Source organism: Paenibacillus curdlanolyticus YK9 (assembly GCF_000179615.1).
Lineage (GTDB): Bacteria > Bacillota > Bacilli > Paenibacillales > Paenibacillaceae > Paenibacillus_T > Paenibacillus_T curdlanolyticus.
Genome location: NZ_AEDD01000002.1, coordinates 1 through 25723 on the forward strand (window position 1 = coordinate 1; position 25723 = coordinate 25723).

Genomic DNA, 25723 nt, shown 5'->3' on the forward strand with positions numbered 1-25723 from the left:
AGCCGGCGAAGCCGGCAGCCGCGCGGCGGCATCGCCTGCGCAGGCCGCTGCGCCTTCGGCGCAAGGCGCAGCGGCGGCTGCTGCGCAGCTCGCGGGCGGCGACGCCTTCGCGCCGCAGCGCCAAGCGGCAGCTCGGCTGCGCAGCGCCGCCGAGCTGCTGGCGCCGCACGCAGCGCTTGGCGCAGCAGCGCGCGCGATGCGCGAGAAAGCGGACCGCCTGCAAAGCAGCCGGTTCACGATTGCGCTGTTCGGCGCGTTCAGCGCGGGCAAATCCTCGCTTGCCAATGCGCTGATTGGCGCGCCGGCGCTGCCGGTTTCGCCGAATCCGACGACGGCGGCCATCAATCGGATCGTGCCGCCGACTGAGACGCAGCCGCATGGCAGCGCGCGCGTTGTCATGAAATCGAAGGAAGGCATGCTCAGCGATTTGCAATATTCGTTGACGCTGCTTGGCGAGACGGATGTGCCATCCAATGAAGATGCGCTGCTTCGCCGGATCGCGGCGCTCAGCCCGGATGCGGTTCAAGCTGGAGGACGGCCGCATTACAGTTTCCTTAAGGCAGCCGAGCAAGGCTGGAGCAAATTTGCATCGCATTTGAGCAGCGTGCTGTCCGTGGACGAGACGGAATACCGTTTGTTCGTTGCGGAGGAATCCCGTTCATGCTTCGTTGCCGAGATTGAGCTCCATTACGGCTGTCCGCTGACCGATGCAGGCATCGTCCTCGTCGACACGCCGGGCGCTGACTCCGTCAATGCGCGGCATACGGGCGTTGCGTTTAACTATATCAAGAACGCGGATGCGGTATTGTTCGTCACCTATTATAACCATGCTTTCTCGCAAGCCGACCGCCAGTTTCTTATGCAGCTTGGCCGCGTGAAGGATCAATTCGAGCTTGATAAAATGTTTTTCCTTGTCAATGCAGCCGATTTGGCGGCATCGCAAGAGGAATTGGACGGCGTCCTGAAGCATGTATCCGATAATCTGCTGCAGCATGGAATCCGATTCCCTCGCCTCTATCCGGTATCCAGCCTGCAAGCGTTGGATGCGAAAATGGATGGCAACCGCGACGCGCTTGCGCAATCCGGCGTAGAAGCATTCGAGACGTCGTTTACAACGTTTATTCGGGATGATTTGGGACGTATGGCAATTGAGTCGGCCGATCGCGATTTGGTGCGAACGGAAACCGTAGTGGGCGGCTGGATTCAAGCTGCACAAGGAAGCGCGGCTGAACGGGCGGAAGAGCGTACGAAGCTTGCCGCAAGCGCAGATGCAGCGGTTCGTACCGTACAATCGATCAGCGAACTCGCTGATTTGCAATATGACCGTTTGGCTCGAGAGCTGGAAGAGCTGCTGTTCTACGTCATTCAGCGCGTAGGGCTTCGGTTTAGCGAATTTTATAACCTGGCGTTTAATCCTTCCACCCTTCGCGATGATGGACGGGATCTACGCAAAGCGTTATGGACGTCTTGGCTGGAGCTGGATCGCCAGCTTGGCGTTGAGCTCGCGCAAGAGCTGGACGCGACGACGCTGCGTATGGACAATGCGCTGCATGCTTTGTTGAAGGAGCGTTACGAGCGTGTGTCAGCAGAGGCTGCTGAGCAACTGGCTGGCTTTGAAGCGGCTGGCTACGTACGCGCGGATTGGGATGCGCACGATGTCGGGCAATTATGGAGCGTTGGGCCAGTTGATGCCAAATGGTTCTGGAGCCGGTTTAAGTCGCCTCGCCAATTTTTCGAAGGGGACGGCAAAGCAGCAATGCGCACGGCAATTGAGGAGCTGCTGGCGGAGCCGCTTAAACGTTGGTCGGAGCAGGCGGCTGGCGCGTGGAACGGAATCTATGCGGTTCGGCTGCGGGAGTCGGCGGGCGCGAATGGCGAGAAGCTGGCTGACGAAGTGCGCGCGTATGCAGAAGGCAAGCTAGCCTCGCTTCAGGATGGCAGCGATCTGGCTCAGTTAACCGAGCTTCACACGAAGCTGATCGCTATTCGCCGGAAGTAGCCTCGCATTACGTTTCCGCCCCGCGCGTGCATCACGGCGCGCGGGGCCATCGCGGCACGAGGTGTTCGGTCTTACGTCGCCTGTCAAACCGCATTCCATTATCTTTTGCTACTTTTGCTCTATCTAACGAGCCAACGAATCTTGTCTCTTTTCACCTCAACAGGGGGTGTCCTTTTAGCCATGACGGCTGAGGGATACCCCCCTTTTTTGCGTTGCAGCGGCTTGCTCATTGCAGCTTGTACAATCAAATTAACCTGAACGGGAAAGCCAGAAGATATCCTTGCATTATGCGCAACGAAAAAGATGCTTTATTAGGTTTTCGGCGAGGTAGTCACTTCCTAATCATATTTTCGTTGCATGAACTGCAACGAGAACCTGTAAGACGGGTCTCTTCCTTCTTTCTCGTTGTACAAAGTGCAATGTCACGGCATGCGCGGCATGGCACGGCGCGGCATGCCATGCCATGGCCATCTGATAAGTGAGGTCCATTTGGCACAAAGAAAAAGTCGAAAACGCATTCGATGAATCGAAGTCATTTTTCTCTACAGGATAATCAAAAAAATGCTATGGCAATATGTGCAAAAACGGAGGTGGATTCATGCAAAAATGGAGGATTTGTGAGCATATCGACTGGATGGCAGACGATTTAGGAGCATACCCCCCGATAAGTTGCGCTCAGCGTGGCGAAGCGTCACTGAGGGAGTCATACGTTCGCATACTCTGTTTGAACATTCCATAGGTTGCTGTTACGATTCATTCGTATTTCCAATTCATCAGGGTTAACGGGAGAGAGGGGTTCGTTGTGGACGTCTTCAGGCAGTTGAAATCGTTTTATTGGAGCGAGAAAAAGTATTTGATCACTTCGATTCTCTGTTTAATGGCAGCGACGGGGCTTGGCCTCGTGTATCCAAACCTGCTTCGGGTACTGATTGACGATGTGATTATGAAACAAAAATTCAGTATGGTTCCAACGTTGTCATTGACCGTCGTTGGCGTTATTGCAGTGAAAAGCAGCTTGCAGTTTTTACATGGCTTCTTCGGAGGAAGGCTGGGCAACCGAGTCGCATACCGACTGCGCAACGCATGCTATGATAAGCTGCAATATTTATCGTTCAAATATTATGATACGGCTAAAACAGGCGATTTGATGTCCCGCCTTACTGCGGATCTGGAAGCCATCCGCAACTTTATCGCCTTCGGCTTTGCGCAAATTTTGAACATGGTGCTCATGATCGTATTCGGCGGAATTATGATGCTGACGATCCATTGGCAGCTGACGCTGATGACATTCGTCACGATTCCGCTGCTTGCGTTCACGGCGATCCGTCTAGAGAAAAACATCCATCCCGCATTCCGGGAGATGCGGCTTGCGATGAGCCGGTTAACGACGGCGGTGCAGGAAAATATTACGGGCGTTCGGACTGTTAAATCGTTTGCCCGCGAGTCGTTTGAGGTCAACAAGTTTTCGGAGAAAAGTCAGGATTACCAGACGAATCAGATCGGCGTTTCCCAGATTTGGGGACGGTTCTTCCCGATGATGGAGCTGCTTGCCAACCTTAGCGCTGTCATCCTGCTCGTAGCAGGCGGGCTGCTTGTCATTCACGATTCGCTTACGATCGGGGAGTTTGTTGCCTTCTTCAGCTTAACCTGGTACATTATCGGTCCGATGTGGGGGATTGGCTTCCACCTGAACAACTATACGCAATCCAAAGCTTCCGGCGAACGGATGCTGGAGCTGTTGAACGAATATGTGCATGTCAAAAATGCCGAGCATCCTGTCGCATTGGATCACGATACGATGAGAGGTCATGTCCGCTTCGACAATGTGACCTTCGGATATGGCAGCGGCGCTCCTGCGCTAAACGCATTTACGCTCGATGCGGCGCCAGGCAAGGTCATTGGCCTGCTAGGCGGCACGGGATCGGGTAAATCGACGGCGATTCAGCTGCTGATGCGCGCTTACGATGTGAAGTCTGGACGCATCACGATCGATGGCATCGATGTACGCGAGCTGGAGATTGAATCGCTGCGCGGCGCCATCTCTCCGGTGTTCCAAGAGACGTTCCTGTTCTCAGCGTCAATTCGAGACAATATCGCATATGGCGCATTGGATGCCACGATGGACGACATTATCCGCGCGGCGAAGCTGGCCAAAGCGCATGATTTTATTATGGAGCTTCCTCTAGGCTATGATACGGTCGTCGGCGAACGGGGCATGGGTCTATCCGGTGGGCAAAAGCAGCGTATCGCCATTGCGCGCGCGTTGATTCGCAATCCGCGAATTCTTGTTATGGATGACGCGACCAGCGCTGTCGATATGGAAACCGAGCATGAAATTCAATCGGGCTTCCGTGAATTGATGGCAGGCCGAACGACGTTTATTATCGCGCATCGTATCTCATCGCTCCGTCATGCGGATGAAATTATTGTGCTGGATCAAGGGAAAACCGTACAACGCGGCACGCACGAGCAGCTGTTGGCTGAGCCGGGGCCGTATCGCGACGTCTATCGGATTCAATATGCGGATCGCCCGGATTCCGCCAATGAAGAAGCGGGAACCGACGCATGGGTGCCTGGCGAGCCAGAGCCGTCCGCAGGCCAACGCGTTCAGGCGAATACGGAAGGGAGGGTGCTCCATTGACTACCGGACAAGAGCAGAAGAAGATATCAACGTCGGCACGCCGTGATCGATTCGTCTACCAAGACGATGAATTGATCGAGAAGCCGTTTAACTGGAGCCAGCTGGGCCGATTATTCACCTATTTGAAGCCGTATCGCAAACAGCTGCTGCCGGTCATTCTCGTCGGCATGATATTAGGAACGCTTACTCGCTTGGCGATTCCTGCAATCGTCATTATGGCAATTGATGAAGCGATTAACCCGAAAACAGGCGACTCAAGCGTTTCGAAGCTTCTATTATATGCGGGTCTCATGTTCGTCCTTTATCTCGTCCAATGGGGCTCTAACAAATATCGAATCAAGCATACGAACATCATTGGCCAACGGGTTATCCATGATTTGCGAAGCCATTTGTTTTCTCATATTCAGACGCTCTCCTTCAAGTTCTATGACAAGCGCCCGGCAGGCTCCGTTCTTGTAAGGGTCACGAATGATGTGAACGCCTTGCAGGACCTGTTTACGAACGGCGTCGTCAATTTGCTCATGGACTGCGTACAGCTGGTCGGCATCGTCATTATTCTGCTTGCATGGAACTTTAAGCTGGGCTTAGCCGTGATGCTGACCGTCCCGCTCATGTTCCTCGTGTCGAGTGCGCTACGCAAACGGATACGATTTGCATGGCAGGATGTGCGTATCAAGCAATCCCGCATCAATTCGCATTTGAACGAATCGATTCAAGGCATTAAAGTAACGCAGGCATACGCGCAAGAGAAGGACAATATTCGCTTTTTCGAGCGGATGAATATGAGCAACATTAAGTCTTGGAACAAAGCATCCGCATTGAACCAATCCTTTGGGCCTATTATTGAGCTGACAAGTGCGGTTGGTACCCTTATTTTGTTCTGGTACGGCTCTTATTTGATCCAACAGGATGAATTAACGGTCGGCTTGCTCGTCGGATTCGCGAACTATATCGGGAATTTCTGGGAACCGATTAACCGACTAGGCCAAATGTACTCCCAGCTGCTGATCGCCATGGCTTCCTCGGAGCGGATTTTTGAATATTTGGATGAACGTCCAGCGGTAGGCGAGCTTCCAGCTGCGAACGAGCTGCCGGATGTGAAGGGCGATGTGTTGTTTGATCGCATCGTGTTCGAATATGAAGCGGGCCGTCCTGCGCTCAAAGGTGTAACGATTGACGTGAAGGCGGGACAATCAATTGCGCTGGTGGGGCATACGGGCTCTGGCAAAAGTACGATTATGAACCTGCTATGCCGGTTCTACGATCCGGTAGAGGGACGCGTCTTGATAGATGGCACCGATATTCGCGACGTCTCGATCGAGAGCTTGCGTTCACAGATCGGCATCGTGCTGCAGGACACCTTCATCTTCTCCGGAACGATCCGCGATAATCTTCGATTCGGCCGCCTGAACGCGACCAACGACGAGATTGTAGAGGCAGCCAAAGCCGTTCATGCCCATGAGTTTATTATGAATTTGCCGGACGGGTACGATACCGAGGTGCAGGAGCGCGGCAACGTATTGTCGATGGGACAAAGGCAGCTGCTTTCGTTCGCACGTGCGCTGTTGGCGAACCCGCGCATTCTCATCCTGGATGAAGCGACGGCAAGCATCGATACGGAGACGGAGCTCAAAATTCAGAAAGCGCTGCAGACGCTGCTCCAAGGGCGCACCTCGTTTATCGTTGCGCACCGCTTGTCGACAATCCGCCATGCCGACTCGATTGTCGTATTGGATCATGGCTCCATCGTCGAGCAAGGGTCGCATCAGGAATTGATAGCGTTGCGTGGCACGTATCATGGACTCATTGAAGCGCAATATCGTTTTTTGTCCGCATAACGGCAGGACAGGCTTGATTTTTGACGAAATTCCGTCCAAAATGGAAAGAAAACGCAAAACGGCGGCAAATCTGGTGATGCGAGTGCCAGGTTTGCCGCCGTCCGCATGATTTCAGGAGGCCCCACATGTCTAAGTATGGTTCACCGTTATCGAAGCAAGCCCGCCGGATCGTATTGCTCGGTTCAGGCGAGCTCGGCAAGGAAGTCATTATCGAAGCGCAGCGGCTCGGCATTGAGACGGTTGCCGTGGACCGTTATGCGAATGCGCCAGCGATGCAGGTTGCGCACCGCTCCCATGTCATTGATATGCTTGACGGTGAAGCGCTTCGCCGCATTATCGAGCTGGAGCAGCCGGATCTCATCGTACCGGAAATTGAAGCAATTGCGACAGAGACGCTCGTTGAGCTGGAGAAGGAAGGCCGCACGGTCGTTCCGACGGCACGCGCAGCGCGCTTGACGATGGACCGTGAGGGCATTCGCCGACTTGCTGCGGAGACGCTGGAGCTGCCGACAGCTCCGTATCGTTTTGCCGATTCGTTGGACGAGCTTCGCCAAGCCGTTGCAGAAATCGGTACGCCTTGCGTGATTAAGCCAATCATGAGCTCTTCGGGCAAAGGTCAAAGCGTGTGCCGAACAGACGCCGACATTGAAGCGTGTTGGGAATACGCGATGGAAGGCGGACGCGCGAAGAAGCAGCGTGTCATTGTTGAGGGCTTTATTCATTTTGATTCGGAAATTACGCTGCTTACAATCCGTTCCGTATCGGGCACTTCGTTCTGCGCACCAATTGGCCATGTTCAGAAGGATGGCGACTACATCGAATCGTGGCAGCCGCACCAGATGACGCCAGAGCAGATTCAGGAAGCGGAGCATATTGCTCGCAAGGTTACCGATTCGCTTGGCGGCTACGGGCTGTATGGCGTTGAGCTGTTCCTGACCAAAGACGGCGTGTTGTTCAGCGAGGTTTCGCCTCGCCCGCACGACACGGGCATGGTTACGATGGTCACGCAGGATTTGTCTGAATTCGCTCTGCATGCGCGTGCGATTCTTGGTTTGCCGCTTCCAACGATTCGTTTGCTGACGCCAGGGGCGACGCATACGTTGAAGGCAGACCGCGACTGCGCGACGTTCCAGATCGGAGGGCTTGAAGAAGCGCTGTCGATTCCGAACACGCAAGTGCGCGTATTTGGCAAGCCGGAGACGAAGAAGGGCCGCCGAATGGCGGTTGCGATGAGCAGCGCCGACGATGTCGAGCAAGCGCGCGACATGGCTCGCCGTGCAGCACAAGCGCTTCATATCGATTACGAAGCGTAACTTGTTATTTCTTTTTGAATGATAATGGCAACATCAACCGTAATGCCGCTGAATTAGCGTGCGTTACGGTTTTTTTGCGCATGATTTGCATTCTTTATTCGTTAGATTTATGGTAGAAGGGATAAATTATCCACCGGTTACGGAAGGGAGCTTGTCATGATGAATCGAGGCACAATCCTATGGCGGCTAATCGGAATCGTCGCTGTTCTAGCAACCGTTTTGCTGCTTGCCGGGTTTGGCTATGCCGTGAAGGATATGCTGCGTCCCGGACAAGCCATCAGCCCAATCGTTGATGATGAACGAGCTTCGCCAAGCCTTGCAGATCAACCAGTCATTCGCGTAACAGCACTAGGCGATTCGTTGACCAAAGGAACCGGCGACTCGACGGGCGAAGGTTACGTGAAGCCGGCCATGAAGCATTTGGAAGAGAAATACGGCAAGCCGGTAAAGCTGTTGAACAATTTGGCGATCAATGGGCTTCGAGCCGATCAATTGAACGAGAAGCTTGGGACGGACAAAGGATTCCAGCTAGCGATTCGCGAGTCGGATGTCATTCTCATGACGATCGGCGGCAATGACTTGTTTGCTTTCGCTGCGGGGAATGAGAAGGGCGTTGCAGCCAATCAAGGCCAGCTGTCGATGGAAGAACTGAATGCAAACCTAGCGGTCGGAACGAAGCGACTCGAGCAAACGCTTAAACGATTGAATGAGCTGAATCCGAACGCCAAAATCGTATATGTCGGACTGTACAACCCGTTCTACGATGTGAAGGATCTGCGGGAAGGCAGCTTGCAGGTGCAGGCATGGAACAAAGAGGTTTATGCGATCATTTATCGTTATCCGAACATGAGGCTCGTCCCTACGTTTGATCTTTTTGAAGCGAATTTGTCGAAATATTTGTCGTCAGACCATTTTCATCCCAATCACGAAGGCTATGCTGCGATTGCAGCGCGCATCGCACAAGCCATTAATTAGCATAGCCGCGGGGCAAATAGAGAGGAGAATGAGGGATGGCGCTAATCGATAGAGAGACAAGGCACGCTGCTGAATCCGGCTCCAATGCCAACCGGCAAACACGAGATGCTGCATCGGCTGAAACCGTACTGGCTGTTCGCGGCGTGACGAAAAAAATTCGCGGTCGCGAGATCATACGCGGCGTTAGCTTTGAAGTGAAAGCGGGCGAAATTTTCGGCTTTCTCGGTCCGAACGGCTCTGGCAAAACGACAACTATCCGTATGCTCGTTGATCTGATTCGGCCTACTTCAGGCGAAATCGAGATTTGCGGCTTTAATGTCCAGCGCGATCCGGAAAATGCGCTTCGCCATGTCGGCTGCATCGTAGAAAATCCGGAAATGTACAGCTATTTGACAGGCTGGGAAAACCTTGAGCATTTCGCGAGAATGCAGGCTGGCATTGATGAAAATCGCATTCGCGAAGTTGTAGAGATCGTAGGAATGGACGGCCGGATTCATGATAAAGTCAAAACCTATTCGCTTGGCATGCGCCAGCGGCTCGGCATAGCGCAAGCGCTGCTCGGCAACCCGAGGCTGCTTATTTTGGATGAGCCGACGAACGGTCTGGACCCTAAAGGGATCAAGGAGCTGCGCGTATTTATCCGATCCTTAGCTGAGCAAGGGCTCAGCTTGTTTATATCAAGCCATTTGCTCAGTGAAATCCAGCTCATGTGCGATCGGGTGGCGATCATTAGCAAGGGCCAAGTGCTTGCGGTTGGCGAAGTGGACGAGCTGATTTCAAATGCGGGAGCCTATGTGGTATGGCAATTCGAGGATCGAGCTGCCGGACTGCTTGGACTGCAAAACGAAGCGGACATTGCGATTTTGCCTGAAGATCAGCCGCGGGTCGATGAGACGATTCTTGCCATGCTTCCTGGCGCAATCGTGACAGCGATGCCAGTCGAACGAATCCCGACGGTTATTGAGAAATTAGCGCGTGAAGGATTGCGGATCGGCGCTGTTCAGCAGGTTGCGCCTACGCTGGAGGAACTATTCTTGAACATGACGGAGGGCGATGAGGTTGAGTAATCTGCTGCCGCTAGTGCGCAACGAGACGATGAAGGTGTGGAAGAAAAAACGGTTTCTCGTCGTCGTGTTGATTTTGCTCGTGCTTATCCCCGTGTTCACCTATGCGCAAATGAAAATGGCAGTCAACAATCGGGAGAAATTCGAAGATTGGCGGTTTCAGCTTCAGCAAAAAATAACCGATTATCAGAATCAGCTGTCGAGCGATCGGATTCCGGAGGAGTGGAAGCGGTATCGCCGCGTAGCCGTACAGCAGCTGCAATATTATTTGGATCATGATGTTAATCCTGACGCGCCGAATGCCGTTACATTTACAAGAGGGTTTCTTGACGCTTCGGTAACGATGTTTATTCCGCTGCTCGTATTGGCGATTGCATCGGACCTCGTCTCGGGCGAGCGTTCGACCGGCACGATGAAGATGCTGCTGACGAGGCCTGTGCGGCGATGGAAAATATTGCTCAGCAAGCTGATCGCGTTAACCTTATACGTATCCTTAACGCTGCTTGCAACCGTGGTGTTATCCTACCTGATCGCAGGGCTTGTTTTCGGTTACGGGGGATGGACATTGCCCGTATTTACCGGCTTCGTTATTCATGGCGCAGAGCTGGACAGCTCGGCTGTCCATGCCGTGCCGCATTGGCTGTACCTGCTTATGATGTCCGGACTCGTCTGGGTTTCAGCGATGACGGTTGCTTGCTTGGCGTTAATGGTATCCGTTCTGGTGCGCAGCACGGCCGCAAGCATCGTTACGATGATGGCTGCGATCATTGCGGGATCGATCCTTGCGACGATGGCATCCTCGTGGCATAGCGCGAAATATATTTTTTCGGTTAACTTGGAATTAAGCAATTATTTGGCAGGCTCGCCGCCGCCAATCGAAGGCATGAGCTTATCATTTTCGTTAGCCGTACTAGGCGTTTGGACGCTTCTTTCGTTGATCGTTTCGTTCAGCGTCTTTACGAAACAGGATATGTTGAATTAAAATAGACCTCTGACGACAACTTTTTTATAATAAATCAATCCATAATAAGCGGACATAGATGTCCAACAGGCTACTGACCCGAGGCATCAGGGCAGAGGCAACACACATTTAGGGGGGCGCGTATGGCCGAGCAAGTGGATCTGTTCGCGAAGGAATCACCATCCGCCGAACGGAAGTACGACGCGGACGATATACAAATACTCGAGGGGCTGACCGCCGTTCGCAAACGGCCGGGCATGTACATCGGGAGCACGAGCAGCTCCGGTCTTCATCACCTCGTTTGGGAAATTGTAGATAATGCGGTCGATGAGCATCTGGCAAAGCATTGCTCTGCGATCGATGTGACGATACACAAGGACAACTCGGTTTCCGTTAAGGACAACGGTCGCGGCATTCCGACAGGCATGCATAAGAGCGGAATCCCAACGCCTCAGGTCGTCTTTACGATGCTGCATGCAGGCGGCAAGTTTGGCGGCGGAGGCTACAAGAAGTCGGGCGGCCTTCACGGCGTAGGCGCTTCGGTAACGAATGCACTTTCCGAATGGCTTGAAGTTGAGATTTATCGCGACGGCAAAGTTCATAAGCAGCGGTTTGAATATTGGACGGACGCAGACGGCAAGGAGCATGTCGGCGAGCCGGTAACTGGTCTGACCATCATTGGCAATACCAATCGCACCGGCACGAAGGTTACCTTCAAGCCGGATGGTCGCGTGTTCCAAAGCGGAACAACGATTAATTTCGACTCGCTCTCCGAGCGGCTTCAGGAGATCGCATTCTTGAATTCGGGATTGAAGGTCACGTTGAAGGACGAGCGGAGCGGCAACGAAGTCGTGTTTCATTATGAAGGCGGCGCGAAGCAGTTCGTGCAATTTTTGAATGAAGACAAGACGGTTTTGCATGAGGTTGTGCACTTCGCAGCAGAGAAAGACGAGATTGAGGTAGAAATCGCCCTTCAGTACAATGACGGCTATACAGAGACGATTGCTTCCTTCGTAAACTCCATCCCGACGCGCGGCGGCGGTACGCATGAGACGGGTTTTAAGACAGCCTACACTCGTATCATGAATGATTATGCCCGCAAGAACGCGCTGCTTAAGGAGAAAGATAAGAACCTTGAGGGCAACGATCTGCGCGAAGGCATGATGGTTGTCATTAATATCAAAATGTCCGAGGTCGAATTCGTCGGCCAAACGAAGGATCAGCTTGGCAGCGCATCAGCGCGCAGTGCGGTAGACGCTGTTGTAACGGACAAAATGGCGGTATTCCTGGAGGAAAATCCGCAGGCCGCACAAATGCTGATGAAGAAAGCGATTCAAGCGTCCAAAGCGCGCGAAGCGGCTCGCAAAGCGCGAGAGGAAATTCGCTCGGGCAAGAAAAAGAGCGAAAGCTCGAACCTTGGCGGAAAGCTGACGCCTGCCCAATCCAAGGATATTGCACGCAACGAATTGTTCATCGTGGAAGGCGACTCGGCAGGCGGATCGGCGAAGCAAGGCCGCGATTCCAAGCATCAGGCTATTTTGCCGTTGAAGGGCAAGCCGATGAATCCGGAGAAAGCGAAGCTGCTGGACATTCTTAAGAATGATGAGTACAAAGCGATCATTGCTGCTATTGGCGCAGGCGTAGGTCCTGAGTTTGATGGCGAGGAGTGCAACTATAACAAAATTATTATTATGACCGATGCCGATACGGACGGCGCGCACATTCAAGTGCTGCTCCTGACGTTCTTCTACCGGTATATGAAGCCGTTAATCGATGCTGGCAAGGTATATATCGCGCAGCCTCCGCTTTACAAGCTGACACGCAAGTCAGGCAAGCTGGAGACGGTTCGGTATGCCTGGACGGACGAACAGCTTCAGAACTATTTGAAGGAATTCGGGAAAAACTATGAGCTGCAGCGGTACAAAGGCCTCGGCGAGATGAACCCGGACCAGCTGTGGGAAACGACAATGAATCCGGAAACACGCACGCTGCTGCAGGTTCAGATTGAAGACGCAGCGAAGGCGGAACGTCGTGTGTCGACGCTGATGGGCGATAAGGTCGATCCGCGGAAGCGGTGGATTATCGACAATGTCGATTTCACCGAATACGAGGAGTAGGAGGACAGATCAATGGGTATGCTGGAACAGTTTTTACCGGCTTTTCTCGAAGAGGTCGTAGGCGACCGATTCGGGCGGTATTCTAAATATATTATTCAAGATCGCGCGATCCCTGATGTTCGCGACGGATTAAAGCCGGTCCAACGGCGCATCCTGTATGCCATGTACGATTCGGGCAATACGCCGGACAAGCCATACCGCAAATCGGCTAAAACCGTCGGCGACGTCATGGGTAACTACCATCCGCATGGCGATTCCTCGATTTATGAGGGCATGGTCCGGATGGCGCAGCCTTGGAAAATGGGCCATATGCTCGTCGACGGCCATGGCAACTGGGGCTCGCAGGATGATGATCCGCCAGCTGCGATGCGGTATACAGAGGCAAGGCTGTCAACGATCGCGATGGAGCTGCTCCGTGATATCGATAAGCGGACGGTGCCGTTCAAGGACAACTTCGACAACACGACGAAGGAGCCAGTCGTCCTGCCGTCGCGTTATCCGAACTTGCTCGTGAACGGCGTCAGCGGCATTTCCGCTGGTTTTGCGACGGAAATTCCTCCGCATAACCTTCGTGAAATCATTGATGCATGCTTCGCGTTAATGGCGAACCCTTCGATGACTGTTGCTGAGCTGATGACGATCGTTAGAGGGCCGGATTTCCCTACGGGCGGTACGATCATGGGCGAGGAAGGAATCCGGGAAGCCTACGCTTCGGGCAAAGGCAGAATCTATATTCGTTCCAAAGCTGAGATTGAGGACGTTCGCGGCGGCAAGCAGCAAATTGTCATTACCGAGATTCCATACCAAGTGGTCAAGTCGCGCCTGGTTACGGCGATGGAGACGATACGCCTAGAGAAGCGCGTCGAGGGCATTGCCGAAGTGCGAGACGAGAGCGGGCGCAACGGATTGCGCATTGTCGTCGAGCTGAAGAAGGACGCTGACGCGCAAGGCATTCTTGCTTATCTGTTCAAGAAGACGGATCTGCAAGTGACGTTTAACTTCAATATGGTCGCGATCGTTAATAAAGCGCCTAGGCAGCTTGGCTTGAAGGAAATGCTCGCAGCTTATATCGATCACCAGAAAGAAGTTGTGACCAATCGAACGCGGTTCGACTTGGAGAAAGCGGAAGACCGTGCCCATGTGTTAGAGGGACTCGTGAAGGCGCTTAACTTGTTGGATGAGATTATCGCAACGATTAAAGCGTCTAAAAACCGCCAAGATGCGCAAAACAACCTCGTTTCGAAGTTCGGCTTTACGGAAAGGCAAGCGGATGCGATTTTGACGCTCCAGCTTTATCGTTTAACGAATCTCGAAATTACGCAGCTTGAGAAAGAACTGCTGGAGACGCAGAAGCGTATCGCTTATTTGCAAAGCATTCTCGCAAGCGAGAAGAAGCTGCTGAGCGTCATTCGCGAGGAAATGCTCGAAATCCGGACGAAGTTCGGGATCGATCGCCGTTCGGATATCCGCGGCGAGGTCGAAGAGCTGAAGGTGAACCTCGAAGTCATGGTGCAGTCCGAGGACGTGCTCTTGACGGTGAGCCGAGAGGGCTATATCAAACGGACGACGATGCTGTCCTATACCCGCTCAGGCGGCGAATTGGAAAGCGCAGGCGTGAAGGACGGCGATGTCGTCCGACATCTTTTGAGCGTCAACACGATCGACAGCTTGCTGCTCTTCACGAAGAAAGGCCAGTATTTCGTGCTGCCTGTCCATCAAGTTCCAGAGTTCAAATGGAAAGACAACGGCACGGCGCTCGTTAATGTCATTCCGCTGTCCAAGGAGGATAGCGTCATTGGCATCGTGCCGATTCGCGACTTTGATCAGGCTAGCGCTTCTTTATTGTTCATTACGAAGCGTGGGCAGGTGAAACGAACGGAGCTTAAGGAATACAAGTCGAATCGTTCGACGGCAATTGCAGCTTGCAAGGTCGGCGATGGCGATGAAGTGATTGCTGTGCTGGAGAGCAATAGCAATCAGGAATTGCTGCTAGTCAGCCGGCAAGGGATGGCGATTCGCTTCCCTGAGACAGAGGTCAACCCGATGGGCCGTGTTGCGGCTGGCGTGAGAGGGATGCAGCTGAAGGACGATGATGAAATCGTTGGCTGCGCGCTTGTTGCGAACGATGAAGGGGAGGTGCTTGTCCTGTCCGATCTGGGCTATGGCAAACGCTCCTTGTTGGCTGAATATCCGATCCAGGGCCGTGGCGGCAAAGGAATCGCGACATTCGAGTTTAAAGAAGGCAAGCGTGTTAAACCTAACGGGAATGGCTTAACGGGTGCTGTTTATTGCAAAGAAGAGAAGTCATTGATTCTTATTGCGGCGAGCGGCGCCACATGGACACTTCCAACGGATAAAACACCAATCGACGAACGTCGTTCGATAGGCAAGCCGCTCGTCACACTGGATAAGAACGATCTCATCACAGAATGCTTCACTCGTCTCGTCTCAATTTAATTTAATCATAAGGCAGATGAGGCGGTTCAATACGCTCCATCACTTCTACTAGCGCTTCCAGAAGGACCCACAATGGCACCGGATCGTCCGGGTTATTTAACCATTGTGGGTCTTTCATTATGCCGTACGCGCGAACTTTCCTCATGATTTCCGCTTTCCGATCATCCATTGCGTAGTCAACCTCCTTCGAGCTGCTAAGCTGCTGGCGTCTTCCTACAAGAACGTACAAGTTATTTTGTCGTAGACGCAACAAATTTCCGCAACGAAGCCGCATCTGCCTTGCCACGAATCATTGTATGTCTAATCCTGTCATTGCGTTCTCGACTTTCGTCGATTAATGACTCAAATTATTAAGTTGATTAACCTTTTATTCGACATTTTGAACTGGTATAATGAGGAATAGCAGGAATACAGTCAGGAAGCGGGGTAAGACGATGATTTCTGAAGATTTTGCTCGATTGTGGATGAAATTAACGAGAGAGTGGAAGTTGCATTTGGAAGAAGCGTTGGCACCGAGCTTAACGGAAGGGCAACTTAATGTGCTGGAGCTGCTCCAGCAATATCAGCCGATGAAGCCGTCAGATTTGCTGCAATATTTGGAAACGACGCCGGCAGCCATTACGACGCTGCTTGATCGAATGGAGCGTAATGGACTAATCATCCGAAATCGCGACGACGCCGATCGGCGTATCGTATGGGTGACGATGACGACCAAAGGTGAACAGGAATGCAGTAGAGGGGTCGAAGCACGTTCAGCGTTTATTAGCACTGCGCTAAATCGACTATCGTCCCATAACCAGCAGCATCTTGTCTACTTGTTGGGTAAAGTGACGAACGCGCCTGAGCCTATCAGCCGCACATCCTAGACGCTGCCATTCATACACACGTTCAATCAGACTGATTAACGCATATATGGAGTAGACGAAAAGGATGTCCCGAGAGCGTAAACTTGAGGACATCCTTCTTTCATTAATGATCCAAAAAGAAACCGTTCCTTGGTAAATGGGAGCTTACTCAGCCATTTACTTGAGGAACGGTTTCTTTAGCGCGAAGCGTCTTTAATTCTGAGGCATCTAACGGACTCAGGGGCCCTTATATGACCGGAATCAGCCCTATTTTGGTTGTAACGGACCGTACAGCCGCTATTTGACCAATAACGACCCGACTAAGCATTAAAAGGCTCAAATAACGTCTTTCGGGTCCGTTACAGTTTTAAATGGCGCGTACGGAGTGGATTAGCGTCACTGTGGTCCGTTAAAATGCGCTTGCCGTTATAAAAAGCGTGTACCCGCACGTTCCAAATCGTCTGCGTTCCAGCGAGACCAGCCTGTTAGGTTGGGATCCGGAATGGAACGAAACGTCAACATTTCCTTGGTGACTGGATGGGGGATCGTAACCGATGTCGACCACAGCAGGACGGTGCCATGCGAAGCGTGGCGTTTGTCATTGCCGGAGGCAGCCGGTGCGCCATATTTTGCGTCGCCGTAGAGCGGGCAGCCGATGGCAGCCATTTGCGCACGGATTTGATGGGAACGCCCTGTATGCAGCTTGACGGCTACAAGCGAGAGATTGCCGATTCGGTCCATCACAGCATAATCAAGCACGGCTTCCTTCGCATCGGCTACTGGACGATCGAACGTCTCCGATACATTGCGTTTGTTATCCTTGCGCATATAGTGCTTCAGCGTCCCGTAAGGCTGTGCTGGCGTGCCGTGAACGATCGCCATGTAGGTTTTACCAAACACGCGGCTTCGCACCGTCTCAGATAGCCTGGAGGCCGCCTTGGACGTCTTGGCGAATACCATCGCGCCGCCAACCGGCCGATCAAGACGGTGAACAAGCCCGAGAAACACGTTGCCAGGCTTGTTATGCCGCTCCTTGAGATCTTCCTTCAACAGCGTCAGCATGTCCGGGTCGCCTGAATCGTCCTCTTGTGAAGGAACGCCGGGCGGCTTAACAACGACTAGCAAATGATTGTCCTCGAAGAGGACCGGAATGCGCGAGCCAACAGACGCTGCTCGCGATTCCGGCTGGTTGCCGTCGATCATTCGCCGGATTCCCAGCGGCCCAGAATGCCGCAAGGCAGATTCAGTCCCGATCCGGAAATCGGCAATCCGATTTCGCCGCAATGGATTTGGCCGCCGAATTTACGCCCTACCGTCATTTGCAAAATGTTATGCAGGACAGAAGGCGAGATGCCTGTCGTGTAGGAGTTAATCAAGACGAACAAAGGCTTGTCCGACAATATTGTCATACAAAGCTCGAGGAACGGATACAGGTTTTCTTCCAGCTTCCAGGTTTCTCCGTTGGTGCCGCGGCCGTAGGAAGGCGGGTCCATAATGATCGCCTCATATTGGCGTTCACGGCGCTGCTCGCGCTGTACGAATTTGAACACATCGTCCGTGATATAACGGATTGGAGCATCCTGCAGGCCAGACAGCTCGGCATTTTCTTTGCACCACTGCACCATGCCTTTGGCGGCGTCGACGTGTACGACATCAGCGCCTGCTGCTGCACAAGCGACAGTAGCTCCGCCCGTATAACCGAACAGATTAAGCACGCGGATCGGACGATTCGCGCTTTTGATTCGGTCCATCATCCACTGCCAGTTGACCGCTTGCTCAGGGAACAGTCCCGTATGCTTGAAGTTCGTTGGGCGAATATGAAATGAAAGGGGACCGTACGAGACGGTCCACCGGTCAGGAAGCTTCGTGCGATATTCCCATTGTCCGCCGCCGGAGCTGCTCCGGTGGTAATGTCCGTCTGCTGTTTTCCATTGCTGCGTTTCTTTGGCGATCGGCCAAATGATTTGGGGATCAGGCCGGCGCAAAATATATTTGCCCCAGCGTTCCAGCTTATCGCCGTCCCCTGTGTCTAAAAGTTCGTAGTCATTCCAGTTGTTAGCGATGTACATGCGGTAATTCATTTCCTTCCTCAACGTTAAATTTATAGCCGACGCCGCGCAAGGTCACGATCCAGCGCGGGTTCGTAGGATCCGGCTCGATTTTTTTGCGCAAATTGCTCATATGTACCATAAGCGTCCTCGTATCTCCGATACTGTTCACGCCCCAGACCGCCTCGTACAAATTGGCCAATTGGAAAGCGCGATTCGGCTGCGTGGCCAGCAGGGCAAGCAGCTCAAACTCTTTGACGGACAAGGAAACATACTGATCGCCGACCCGAACGGTACGAGCGGTCAAATCAATGATGAGGCCGTCAAATACAAGCTGGTCCCGCACTGGCTTGTCGCGCTGTTCGCTTTGCAGCGATTGCCGGCGCAAATGCGCTTTGACTCTAGCAACTAACTGTCCTGGGCTGAACGGCTTAGTCATATAGTCATCGCCGCCAACAGACAAACCGTGTATAATGTCGTTATCGTCGCTCTTGGCGCTGACGAAGAGTACAGGAACAGCCGTTATTTCACGGATTTGCTGGCATACATCAAGTCCGTTTAATTGCTTCAATAGGACGTCCAGTACAATTAGATCAGGGCGAACCTCGTCCACCAATCGCAGCGCATCGGTTCCGTTGTCAGCCGCATATACGGCGTAACCTTCCCGCTGGAGATAGAGGGTCATGAGCTCTATGATTTCAGGTTCGTCGTCCACGACCAAAATTTTGCTCACATTCATCTTCCATCCTCCTTGCTTTCTCGCTTATTATAATCGAAGCGCTGTATTTGAAGCAACGATGTTCATAGGGAATGCCGCGCAACATATACCCTCTAGGGAGTGATAGGCTATTCGCAAACCTGCCTGGATAACCGTTATCGTGCTGATCGCGGTTGTCATCTTAAACGTAAGCCTCTTTAATCAATATGATGCGAACAACGGGCCTAAGCAGCCGCTCGCAGCGAATGGCATGCTAGACCTGTCCCAATGGGACATAGAGAACGACGGAATTGCCAAGCTGGATGGCAAATGGAGCTTCTACGACGGGCAATTGTTAGAGCCTTCATCGCATTGGGATCAAACGCATAAGGCGGATTATGTTCCCGTGCCCTCCTCATGGAACAGCTATTCCAGTGACAAAGGCGTAGCAAGCGGACAAGGCTTTGCGACCTATCGGCTTACGATCCGAACAGAGCCGGATTTGGGCGCGCTCGCGATCCGCGTCCCGAACATTTTCAGCGCATACAAGCTGTGGATTAATGGCCGACTGCTAGCTGAAGCAGGCCATGTGGCGACAGACAAGAAGCATTCTGAAGCCGAGCAGTACCCGCGGATCATTACTTTCAATGCGGACAGCGGAACGGCGGATCTGATCATTCAAGTATCCAATTACGAGCATCGCAAGGGGGGCATATGGTCCGGCTTTACGATGGGGACGAGCCAGCAGATTGCGAGGCAAGAAATTATTGCAGTAGCGGAGCAGATGCTGATCATCGGCAGCTTGTTTATTATCGGCACCTATCATCTTGGTCTCTATGCGTTCAGGCGAAGAGAGCGATTTACGCTGCCATTTGGCTTATTATGCTTGCTCGTTGCGCTTCGGATGGGCGTTACTGGCGAAACGATGCTGTTCCAGCGATTCCCGGAGCTGCCTTGGGAAGTCGGCATGCGAATTGAATACATAGCCTTCGCGCTTACTGGCGTTGCCGGGTATGCTTACATCTTCCGAATGTTCCCGATGGATGGCTCCAAGCGCTTTTATAGGCTTGCGTATGGAATTGGCATCGGACTTTCGATTGCGACGCTGGGTTTGCCGACCATCGTCTTCACGCGATGGCTCGTCGTCTATCAGCTGTTTATTATTACGGTTTGCGCGTATTGCTTCTATGTTGTCGTTAAGGCGAGGCTGCGAAAGCGAGAGGGCTCGACCCTTGTGCTCACCGGCTTATCGATCTTTATAGCGACGGTCATCAACGATATTTTGTTTTATGGCGAGCAGCTTGTCTCCGTACAGCTTGTGCCGATCGGTGTGACCTGCTTTATTTTGATGCAATCATTGATCTTATCCAATCGGTTTACGTTCGCGCTTCGCAAAGTCGAACTCGTGTCCGAAGAGCTCCGCGAGCTCAACATGCACCTGGAGAAGCGCGTCGTCGAGCGGACAGACGAGCTGCAGCGCTCGTATGCCTCCCTTGAGCAGTCGACTGGAGAGCTGGAGCGGCAAGAGAAATCAAGGCGCCACTTGCTCTCGAATATTTCGCATGATCTACGGACTCCGATAACGCTTGTCCAAGGCTATTTGGAAGCGATGCGGGATGGCGTCGTCGACGATAAAGAGCAGCAGCGGCGTTATATCCAGATGATGCTCGGCAAGCTGTCGCGTTTAAACGGGCTCATCGATGATTTATTCGAGCTGTCCAAACTAGAAGCGGGTCAGGTTCGATTCCATTATGAAACAGTTGGTCTTAAGGACTGGCTGGAATCGCTGTATCTATCATTCGAGATGGATGTTGCCAAAGACGGAGGGATACTGGAGTGCCGTTACAATGGCGAGCTTCTCGCTGGAGATGAAAGCATGGATGAAGTCGTCGCTTCGGAAGCTTCCCCGGATCATCGGGCAGTACGCATTGATCTAGCGCGTATGGAGCAGGTCATTTCGAATCTGATCTATAATGCGCTTCGTTATTTGCCGGATGGCGAACCTGATCAGCGGATTTACATTGACGCTTATGAGTCGGGGGAGGTTGCAATTATTGAGGTAAGGGATACGGGAAGCGGCATCGATCCAGAGGATTTACCTCATATATTCGATCGATTTTACAAGAAAGACAAGTCGCGCAATTCCTCTGAAGGAGGAAGCGGTCTGGGGTTAGCCATTGTCAAAGAGATTGTGCAGCAGCATGGCGGCGGGATCGAGGCGCGCAGCGAGAAAAATAAAGGGGCATTATTTATCATTCATTTGCCTATCGCGAGGTCATAGGGTTGGCAAGGAAAGCATCGGCAAGGGAGAGAGAAAAAGTGAAGAAGCAGCAATTGATCGCAGGGGCGGCTTTCGCCCTTTGTATCATCGTATTCGTCATCATAGCATTCACATTGCCCGAGGCAGGGCCAGCGCGTTTCGATGAGCGAGTTGCTCAAGCCGTTCATTCTTTAGCTGGCGACAGCGGGGAGGGATGGTGGAAAGCGGTGACCCAGCTCGGGTCATCCGTGGCAATCGTCGTCGTGTCGCTAGCGTATGCGGCATGGTTCGGCTGGCGGAATCGCACATTTGGCGCATTATGGATACCGCTTGCAGGAATAGCCGCGTATGGCGTAAATCAAGTATTGAAAATGATGGTAGATCGTCCGCGTCCAGCAGGCGCTTGGGGCATAGAAACCGACGGCGCAAGCTTTCCAAGCGGCAATGCGATGCTCGCAGCTGCTGTTTATGGAACGATTGCGGCTTCGTTTGTTTTGTATGCTGCAGCCAGCCGAGTCGTGAAGGCAACAGTCGGTGCGGTCGGCTTCATCATTATCATCGCTGTAGGCTTTAGCCGGCTATACTTTAGTGTGCATTATTTCACGGACATCTTGGCTGGCTATGCAGCTGGCGCCTGTGTCATGCTCGCGGCGCTCCATTTGTTGAACATGGCGCTAAGCCGGGTTAAGCGATACTAACAACCTTGGTATTGATGGCAGAAGCAACTATTCTTGTGGTCGTCTGGCAGGTCAATCCGACTGCCGGATGACGTCCATCATTTTGGTGATCGACTGTTTACGTTTATCCTGATCCATCGTGTTGAGCAATCGGAAGATCTCAACCGTCTCCGGAGATAACCCCGCTTCTGACTTGCTGAATTCCCCTCCGATAATATAATCCAATGAAACCTCGAAGTAGGATGAAAGCTTGATTAAGGTGTCATACACAGGCTGCCGATTGTTAATCTCGTAATGACTGTACGCGGAGCGTGTAATACCGATCTGTTTCGCCACCTCCTCCTGAGATAAATTTTTTCGCAATCGAAGCTCTCTCAATCGATCTCCCATCGTCATCGTCATGTCATTACTCCTTACGGTTAAACTGCAACTCGCATTCTGTACTACTATTTAATTTATGATACAAATTGTATCATTGTCAAGTTTTTGGACAATTTTTCACGCAAAAATGCAAATCTGATGCACGGAAGCCGAAACGATGGCAAGGCAGTCGCCAATGGAGTATACTTTAGCAATAGACATTTACCCGCAGGAATGCTTCGGGTGGGATAGGAAAGGAAGTTAGGACAGTCATGATTGTAAAGACAGAGGAAGAATGGCAGGGATTGCGAGAAATCGGAGCGATCGTCGCGCATGTACGTGATGCATTGATCGCGCAGGTTCGAGTAGGCGTTACGACGCTCGAGCTGGATAAGCTAGGCGGGGAGCTGCTTGCCAAACACGGAGCAGAATCGGCTCCGATCAAAATGTATGAGTTCCCAGGCTTCACGTGCATTAGCGTGAATGAAACGGTAGCGCATGGCATTCCAGGCGACTATGTCATCAAGGAAGGCGATATCGTCAACGTCGACGTGTCCGCCTACAAGAATGGTTTTTATGCCGATACGGGTGCTACGACGGTCGCAGGATCGGACGTTTCTCCATTAAAACAGCGGCTGCTTGAAACGGCAGAGCTTGTTGTCGATGTGTCGATTAAGAAAGCGCGGGCGGGTGCGAAGCTGAACTCGCTAGGCGCTGCTGTATACAGAGAAGCGCGCAAGCGCGGCTTCCATATCGTTCAGAACCTGACCGGACACGGGATCGGTCGTTCCCTTCACGAGGAGCCTGAGCATATCGTCAGCTACTACGATCCTGACGATACGACGGTTTTGGAAGAAGGTCATGTTATCGCATTGGAGTCGTTCGTATCGACGGGTGCAGATCATGTTGTGCAGGGGACGGACGGTTGGGCGCTGCAGACGACCGACGGCAGCCTTGTTGCGCAATTCGAGCATACCGTTGTCGTGACGAAGGATAAGGCCGTCATTTTGACGCTTGGCGGTCAATTGGATTAACAAATAAAGAGCATCGGGTGTTCGCCGTTAAGGGGAAACCAGATGCTCTTTTATTGTGCTATTCGTTAGGTTGAATTACAAGGCGTTGTAGTTCACTTGCCATTGAATGCCGAATTTGTCGGTGAGGCTGCCATAACATTCACTCCAAAACGTTTTTTGGAGTTCCATTTGAACCGTGCCGCCAACTTTCAGCTTATTGAATACATGTTGAGTTTCCTCAATACTGTTGCTTTGGTAGGACAAGCTAATGTTCGTGCCCTGCGTATATGGCATGCCTGGGAATACGTCGGAGAACATCAAGATGCTGCCGCCGATTACGAGGTTTGCGTGCATAACCAGGTTTTTCGCTTCCTCTGGCAGTGGGAAGGAAGGGTCTGATGGGGACTCACCGAACGTATGGATTTGTGAAACCTCAACGCCGAATACCTCGGCATAGAACTCGACAACCTCACGCGTATTTCCGTTAAAGTTCAAGTAAGCATTGATAGACAACAGAATCACTCCTTGGTTTAGATTCGGACAAGCTTTACCCACCTCACCATTGTATACGATCTCATACCTTTCCATAAGCATAAATTGTTAATTTCAACAAAAATCAACATGAGGTATGTAATTCGAGAGATCGGTCCCATAGGTGAGGAAGTCGTCCGATGGCATTATTATCATAGAACATTTGTTCGCGTTAATCAAGTGCGGAATATGAGATATTTTGCAAAGGAAGGATATTACTTAATGTTGTCGAAATATAGGTTTACAAGTGCAAAATGTCGAATTAACAGAGAAAAGGGGCTTTACAGTGAATCCTAAATTTAGCCATACAAATTATCTAATTAGAAAAAAAGTGCTCTCTCTAGTTGGAGCAAAATTTCATATCTATGATAACAACGAGCAATTAGTCATGTTCTCGCAGCTGAAGGCTTTTAAGCTGAAGGAGGATATTCGCTTGTACGGCGACGAATCGATGAAAGAAGAGCTGATCACCATCCAAGCGCGCAGCGTGATCGACTTCTCTGCAACATATGATGTGATCGACGCCGTAACCGGAGAAAATCTCGGCTCCCTTCGCCGCAAAGGCATGAAGTCGATCCTCAAGGACGAATGGGTCATTCTCAGCCCGAATGAAACGGAGGTTGGGCTGATTAAAGAGGACAGCGCTCTGATGGCGATGCTGAGAAGGTTCCTGACAAACCTGATTCCGCAAAAGTTCAACGTTGAGCTGCAAGGGAGAAACGTTGCCTTATTTTATCAAAATTTCAACCCGTTCGTTAGCAAGCTTAATGTCGATTTTTCGTTGGATGCATCGAAACAGCTCGATCGTCGCTTAGGCATTGCGGCAGCGGTTCTGCTGCTTGCAATCGAAGGGAAGCAAGGCTAACGGCTGCCGCACCTGCATAAAATAACAACAGCGTATCGATGGTTAATCGATGCGCTGTTTGTGTATACAAGAGAGATGCTGTATGCCCTTCGAAACGGTGCACCGAATGTCGGATAACGACTCGTTGCCTCTGTTATTCTACGAATGAGGGAGGCTGCTTGCATGAATATGCTTGAGAATATGAACAAAGCAATGGCCTATATTGAAGCCAATCTGGCAAATGACATCGCGTACAGTGAAGCAGCGAAGCTGGCGGTTTGCTCGGAATTTCATTTTAAACGGATGTTTTCGTTCCTGGCGGGTGTTTCGTTGTCCGAATACGTACGCCGCAGAAGGCTAACGCTGGCGGCATTCGACTTGCGGAACAGCTCTGCGCGGGTCATCGACGTAGCGATCAAGTATGGCTATGATTCACCGGATTCTTTCGCCAGAGCTTTCCAAACGCTGCACGGCGTCACGCCGTCAGAGGCTAGACATGCAGGTCAATTGTTGAAAGCCTTCCCTCCAATGACGTTTCAATTAACGATTCAAGGAGGAAGCGAAATGAACTATCGTATCGAGGACAAAGAAGCGTTTCGAATCGTAGGCTTGATGAAGAGGGTGCCTATTGTTTTTCATGGCGTTAATCCTGATATTGCTGCCATGTGGCAGAGCCTGAATGAGCAAATGATCCAGGAGCTCAAGCAGCTTTCCAACGGATCGCCTGCAGGTCTGATCAGCGCTTCTACGAATTTTTCGGAAGGGCGGATGGAGGAGAAGGGAGAGCTCGATCACTATATCGGCGTAGCTACCACGGAGGAATGTCCCGCGCATTACGCCCATCTTGAGGTGAAGGCGTCGACATGGGCTATTTTTGAAGCAGTAGGGCCTTTTCCGGCAACGCTCCAAAATGTATGGGGCCGGATCTATTCGGAATGGTTCCCTTCTTCCAACTATGAGCAAGCTGACGGGCCCGAGATGCTCTGGAATGAAAGCAAGGATATGACGTCGCCTACGTATAGAAGCGAGATTTGGATTCCGGTATCGAAGGCGAAACCAATGGATGCCTAAACGGTTTAAAAG

21 protein-coding genes are annotated in these 25723 nt (G+C 52.0%); 15 read left to right on the top strand and 6 right to left on the bottom strand.

Annotation, left to right across the window (positions count from 1 at the left end; all coding sequences use genetic code 11):
- The 9 genes from PAECUDRAFT_RS03410 to gyrA all read left to right on the top strand — a co-directional run.
- A partial coding sequence (locus PAECUDRAFT_RS03410) for a dynamin family protein (RefSeq protein WP_006036699.1) occupies nucleotides 1–1999 on the top strand: 1999 nt, incomplete at its 5' end.
- Nucleotides 2000–2801: 802 nt separating this feature from the next.
- Nucleotides 2802–4640, top strand: coding sequence for an ABC transporter ATP-binding protein (locus PAECUDRAFT_RS03415; RefSeq protein ID WP_006036701.1), 1839 nt, complete (start codon nucleotides 2802–2804; stop codon nucleotides 4638–4640).
- Nucleotides 4637–6478: an ABC transporter ATP-binding protein gene (locus PAECUDRAFT_RS03420; RefSeq protein WP_006036702.1), complete on the top strand. Its 1842-nt coding sequence runs from the start codon at nucleotides 4637–4639 to the stop codon at nucleotides 6476–6478. Before PAECUDRAFT_RS03415 ends, PAECUDRAFT_RS03420 begins: the two co-directional genes overlap by 4 nt.
- Nucleotides 6479–6603: 125 nt before the next feature.
- Nucleotides 6604–7791 (top strand): formate-dependent phosphoribosylglycinamide formyltransferase, encoded by a 1188-nt coding sequence (purT, locus tag PAECUDRAFT_RS03425; protein ID WP_006036703.1) that lies wholly within the window; start codon nucleotides 6604–6606, stop codon nucleotides 7789–7791.
- A 156-nt stretch (nucleotides 7792–7947) separates the two neighbouring features.
- Nucleotides 7948–8766 carry a GDSL-type esterase/lipase family protein gene (locus PAECUDRAFT_RS03430; protein ID WP_144266432.1) on the top strand — a complete coding sequence of 273 codons (819 nt, stop codon included), beginning with the start codon at nucleotides 7948–7950 and terminating at the stop codon, nucleotides 8764–8766.
- Between the two features lie 35 nt (nucleotides 8767–8801).
- Complete coding sequence (locus PAECUDRAFT_RS03435) at nucleotides 8802–9833, top strand: ABC transporter ATP-binding protein (protein WP_006036705.1); 1032 nt, start codon at nucleotides 8802–8804, stop codon at nucleotides 9831–9833.
- A complete protein-coding gene (locus PAECUDRAFT_RS03440; RefSeq protein WP_006036706.1) occupies nucleotides 9826–10812 on the top strand; it encodes an ABC transporter permease in 987 nt (328 codons plus the stop codon). Before PAECUDRAFT_RS03435 ends, PAECUDRAFT_RS03440 begins: the two co-directional genes overlap by 8 nt.
- A gap of 122 nt (nucleotides 10813–10934) precedes the next feature.
- Nucleotides 10935–12908, top strand: a complete 1974-nt coding sequence (parE, locus tag PAECUDRAFT_RS03445; RefSeq protein WP_006036707.1) for a DNA topoisomerase IV subunit B — start codon at nucleotides 10935–10937, stop codon at nucleotides 12906–12908.
- Between the two features lie 12 nt (nucleotides 12909–12920).
- Nucleotides 12921–15365: a DNA gyrase subunit A gene (gyrA, locus tag PAECUDRAFT_RS03450; protein ID WP_006036708.1), complete on the top strand. Its 2445-nt coding sequence runs from the start codon at nucleotides 12921–12923 to the stop codon at nucleotides 15363–15365.
- A 1-nt stretch (nucleotide 15366) separates the two neighbouring features.
- Here gyrA and PAECUDRAFT_RS26070 read toward each other — a convergent pair whose 3' ends face one another.
- Nucleotides 15367–15534 carry a hypothetical protein gene (locus PAECUDRAFT_RS26070; RefSeq protein ID WP_006036709.1) on the bottom strand — a complete coding sequence of 56 codons (168 nt, stop codon included), beginning with the start codon at nucleotides 15532–15534 and terminating at the stop codon, nucleotides 15367–15369.
- A gap of 265 nt (nucleotides 15535–15799) precedes the next feature.
- Here PAECUDRAFT_RS26070 and PAECUDRAFT_RS03455 point away from each other — a divergent pair, with 265 nt between their 5' ends.
- The gene (locus PAECUDRAFT_RS03455) at nucleotides 15800–16231 is read left to right on the top strand and encodes a MarR family winged helix-turn-helix transcriptional regulator (RefSeq protein ID WP_006036710.1); all 432 of its coding nucleotides are present in this window, start codon (nucleotides 15800–15802) and stop codon (nucleotides 16229–16231) included.
- 405 nt (nucleotides 16232–16636) lie between these two features.
- On the opposite strand, the gene PAECUDRAFT_RS03460 is transcribed toward PAECUDRAFT_RS03455, so the two are convergent.
- Genes PAECUDRAFT_RS03460 through PAECUDRAFT_RS03470 form a run of 3 tightly spaced genes read right to left on the bottom strand, consistent with a single transcriptional unit; the run spans nucleotide 16637 to nucleotide 18997 of the window.
- The gene (locus tag PAECUDRAFT_RS03460; protein ID WP_006036711.1) at nucleotides 16637–17413 is read right to left on the bottom strand and encodes an RluA family pseudouridine synthase; all 777 of its coding nucleotides are present in this window, start codon (nucleotides 17411–17413) and stop codon (nucleotides 16637–16639) included.
- On the bottom strand, nucleotides 17410–18279 hold the full coding sequence (locus PAECUDRAFT_RS03465; protein WP_040711463.1) for a class I SAM-dependent methyltransferase: 870 nt from the start codon (nucleotides 18277–18279) through the stop codon (nucleotides 17410–17412). The genes PAECUDRAFT_RS03460 and PAECUDRAFT_RS03465 overlap by 4 nt, the downstream gene beginning before the upstream one ends.
- Nucleotides 18266–18997 carry a response regulator transcription factor gene (locus PAECUDRAFT_RS03470; RefSeq protein ID WP_006036713.1) on the bottom strand — a complete coding sequence of 244 codons (732 nt, stop codon included), beginning with the start codon at nucleotides 18995–18997 and terminating at the stop codon, nucleotides 18266–18268. Before PAECUDRAFT_RS03470 ends, PAECUDRAFT_RS03465 begins: the two co-directional genes overlap by 14 nt.
- A 139-nt stretch (nucleotides 18998–19136) precedes the next feature.
- On the opposite strand from PAECUDRAFT_RS03470, the gene PAECUDRAFT_RS03475 reads away from it, so the two are divergent.
- Nucleotides 19137–21236 (top strand): ATP-binding protein, encoded by a 2100-nt coding sequence (locus PAECUDRAFT_RS03475; protein ID WP_006036714.1) that lies wholly within the window; start codon nucleotides 19137–19139, stop codon nucleotides 21234–21236.
- A gap of 38 nt (nucleotides 21237–21274) precedes the next feature.
- Nucleotides 21275–21913: a phosphatase PAP2 family protein gene (locus PAECUDRAFT_RS03480; RefSeq protein ID WP_006036715.1), complete on the top strand. Its 639-nt coding sequence runs from the start codon at nucleotides 21275–21277 to the stop codon at nucleotides 21911–21913.
- Between the two features lie 51 nt (nucleotides 21914–21964).
- Here the strand turns inward: PAECUDRAFT_RS03480 and PAECUDRAFT_RS03485 are convergent, their stop codons facing one another.
- Nucleotides 21965–22294: a helix-turn-helix transcriptional regulator gene (locus PAECUDRAFT_RS03485; protein ID WP_006036716.1), complete on the bottom strand. Its 330-nt coding sequence runs from the start codon at nucleotides 22292–22294 to the stop codon at nucleotides 21965–21967.
- 230 nt (nucleotides 22295–22524) lie between these two features.
- Between PAECUDRAFT_RS03485 and map the strand changes: the two genes are divergently transcribed.
- Nucleotides 22525–23286, top strand: a complete 762-nt coding sequence (gene map, locus PAECUDRAFT_RS03490; RefSeq protein ID WP_006036717.1) for a type I methionyl aminopeptidase — start codon at nucleotides 22525–22527, stop codon at nucleotides 23284–23286.
- A 75-nt stretch (nucleotides 23287–23361) separates the two neighbouring features.
- On the opposite strand, the gene PAECUDRAFT_RS03495 is transcribed toward map, so the two are convergent.
- Nucleotides 23362–23778 carry a VOC family protein gene (locus PAECUDRAFT_RS03495; protein ID WP_006036718.1) on the bottom strand — a complete coding sequence of 139 codons (417 nt, stop codon included), beginning with the start codon at nucleotides 23776–23778 and terminating at the stop codon, nucleotides 23362–23364.
- Nucleotides 23779–24082: 304 nt separating this feature from the next.
- Between PAECUDRAFT_RS03495 and PAECUDRAFT_RS03500 the strand changes: the two genes are divergently transcribed.
- Nucleotides 24083–24661, top strand: coding sequence for a hypothetical protein (locus PAECUDRAFT_RS03500; protein ID WP_040711474.1), 579 nt, complete (start codon nucleotides 24083–24085; stop codon nucleotides 24659–24661).
- A 162-nt stretch (nucleotides 24662–24823) separates the two neighbouring features.
- Nucleotides 24824–25711 (top strand): AraC family transcriptional regulator, encoded by an 888-nt coding sequence (locus tag PAECUDRAFT_RS03505; protein WP_006036720.1) that lies wholly within the window; start codon nucleotides 24824–24826, stop codon nucleotides 25709–25711.
- The last annotated feature ends 12 nt before the right edge of the window (nucleotides 25712–25723 follow it).

Coding starts and splice junctions, on each gene's coding strand:
- purT (WP_006036703.1), top strand. CDS start 6,604: ATGTCTAAGTATGGTTCACCGTTATCGAAGCAAGCCCGCCGGATCGTA.
- PAECUDRAFT_RS03430 (WP_144266432.1), top strand. CDS start 7,948: ATGATGAATCGAGGCACAATCCTATGGCGGCTAATCGGAATCGTCGCT.
- PAECUDRAFT_RS03435 (WP_006036705.1), top strand. CDS start 8,802: ATGGCGCTAATCGATAGAGAGACAAGGCACGCTGCTGAATCCGGCTCC.
- parE (WP_006036707.1), top strand. CDS start 10,935: ATGGCCGAGCAAGTGGATCTGTTCGCGAAGGAATCACCATCCGCCGAA.
- gyrA (WP_006036708.1), top strand. CDS start 12,921: ATGGGTATGCTGGAACAGTTTTTACCGGCTTTTCTCGAAGAGGTCGTA.
- PAECUDRAFT_RS26070 (WP_006036709.1), bottom strand. CDS start 15,534: ATGGATGATCGGAAAGCGGAAATCATGAGGAAAGTTCGCGCGTACGGC.
- PAECUDRAFT_RS03455 (WP_006036710.1), top strand. CDS start 15,800: ATGATTTCTGAAGATTTTGCTCGATTGTGGATGAAATTAACGAGAGAG.
- PAECUDRAFT_RS03460 (WP_006036711.1), bottom strand. CDS start 17,413: ATGATCGACGGCAACCAGCCGGAATCGCGAGCAGCGTCTGTTGGCTCG.
- PAECUDRAFT_RS03465 (WP_040711463.1), bottom strand. CDS start 18,279: ATGTACATCGCTAACAACTGGAATGACTACGAACTTTTAGACACAGGG.
- PAECUDRAFT_RS03470 (WP_006036713.1), bottom strand. CDS start 18,997: ATGAATGTGAGCAAAATTTTGGTCGTGGACGACGAACCTGAAATCATA.
- PAECUDRAFT_RS03485 (WP_006036716.1), bottom strand. CDS start 22,294: ATGACGATGACGATGGGAGATCGATTGAGAGAGCTTCGATTGCGAAAA.
- map (WP_006036717.1), top strand. CDS start 22,525: ATGATTGTAAAGACAGAGGAAGAATGGCAGGGATTGCGAGAAATCGGA.
- PAECUDRAFT_RS03505 (WP_006036720.1), top strand. CDS start 24,824: ATGAATATGCTTGAGAATATGAACAAAGCAATGGCCTATATTGAAGCC.